2 protein-coding genes are annotated in these 1,676 nt (G+C 60.1%); both read right to left on the bottom strand.

The window, feature by feature from the left end; translation table 11 throughout:
* Window positions 1-538 (bottom strand): flavodoxin family protein (locus V6C07_RS06240; RefSeq protein WP_333535497.1); only part of this gene is annotated, 538 nt, incomplete at its 3' end.
* Entirely contained in the window at window positions 535-1,161 is a 627-nt protein-coding gene (locus V6C07_RS06235; RefSeq protein WP_333535496.1) for an MBL fold metallo-hydrolase, read from the bottom strand. The genes V6C07_RS06240 and V6C07_RS06235, both read right to left, overlap by 4 nt.
* Between the last annotated feature and the right edge of the window lie 515 nt (window positions 1,162-1,676).

Below are 1,676 nucleotides of genomic sequence, written 5' to 3'. Positions count from 1 at the left end.
CTTTGACCCGCTCCAGCCCCCGCAGCAGCCGTGTTTCGCTGATGGCCGCATTGAGCGGAGAAAGAAAATAGCGCAGGGTGAGCAGGGAGCCGGTGAAAAGCTGCTTTCCCCGTGGTCTGCCGGCCACAAGACTCACAAGGGCTGTCTTGACCGGAGGCCGGGGCAGCCTGCCGGCCGGCGTGTGGTTCTGCGCCGACCAGAAGCGCTGCGTACGGTCGATAAGGGCCTTGAAATGCGCGGGCAGGGCGTAAAAATAAATGGGTGCCGAAATAAAAAGCAGCGGGGCGGACTCAATGAGCGCAAAGATTTCTTCAGCCCTGTCCAGCCGGCCATTGCAATTTTTGCCCGCAAGCGTGCAGTGGTGCGGGGGGGCGGTACAGCCGCCGCAGTCTGTACAACCGTCAAAAGCGTAGTCGCGTAAAGGAACAATCTGCATTTCGGCCCCGGCTTCAGCCATGCCTGCGGCAACAAGATGCGCCACAGCGTCTGAAACGCCGCCGGGGTGCGGACTGCATAGAAGCGCTACAGGATTACTCATGGCCTGAACTCACCGCAAAAAGGATTGTTGGCGGCCTCATCGCCTATTTTACTGGCAGGGCCGTGGCCGGGATAGACAACCGTTTCCGCAGGCAGCTTGAACAGCACGTCCCGCACTGAACGCAGCAGCGTGTCATGGTCGCCGCCCGGAAAATCCGTGCGGCCTATGGAGCGGTAAAACAGGGCGTCGCCGGTAAAGACCACCTGTTCTTCGGGAAAGTACAGCGAAACGCCGCCGGGGGTATGCCCCGGAGTTTCCAGCACTTCGCAGTCCATGCCGCCCATGCTTGTCTTGCCCGTCGGCATGGGGCTGCTTTTGAAATCCGGCACCGGGGGGAAGCCCCATATGCCCCCCTTGCCGGATTCGGTGTCGGCAAGGCTGTCGTCACCCTGCGGCATGTAAACGGGCGCGCCCGTGGCGGCGGCCAGTTCGGCCACGCCGTACATGTGGTCAAAATGGCGGTGGGTTATGCAGATGGCGTCCAGAGCAAGGTGGTGGTTGCTCAGGTATTCGAGCATGGGCGCGGGGTCGCCGCCCACATCGACAGCCACGGCCCTGGTGTCGTTATGAATGAGGTAGCTGTTGGTCTGCAGAGGGCCAAGAGGAAAAGCGGCAACGGCCATGATGAGTTCCTTATATAGGTATGAATCTGCGCGCGAGAAGTGGAACCCGCTGCAGCAGTGCGGTATGTCTCTTTCGGCAGCCCGATATTAACCTCTTCGCTTTCGTGGGGCAAGTGTTGCCTGCGGGGCAAGAGGCGCGGGTCAAGGCGGTCCGGTTTGAAAGCCGCCGCGGTTGCGTGGCATATGGCCGCTGCCCGGCAGTTTTCATGCAAGCCGGTTCTGCCCGGCGTGTGTCGCCGGGACGGGTTCTGGTTTTCGCTGTTTGAGCGCGGAAGCCTCTTTTATCAGTTTTTTCGGTTTTCAATGAAGTCCGGTTTTCATGATATTTTCTAGACAAGCGTCCGCCACCGAACTACACTTCAAGGATGAAACAGAATTTTCAGCCCGAAGAGGGTACGCAAGGCATGGCACAGCACACGACGCGCAAAAAAGCCGGAGCAGGTCGCAAAGCGGCGGGGCGTTCCGCAGGGGAGCAGGACTCGCGCATGACCACAGACAGTGTGAAAGCCACCGGC

It is taken from the genome of Desulfovibrio sp. 1214_IL3152 (genome assembly GCF_036763055.1).
In the GTDB taxonomy this organism is placed as follows: domain Bacteria; phylum Desulfobacterota; class Desulfovibrionia; order Desulfovibrionales; family Desulfovibrionaceae; genus Desulfovibrio.
This window is presented reverse-complemented; position numbering and strand designations above follow the sequence as displayed.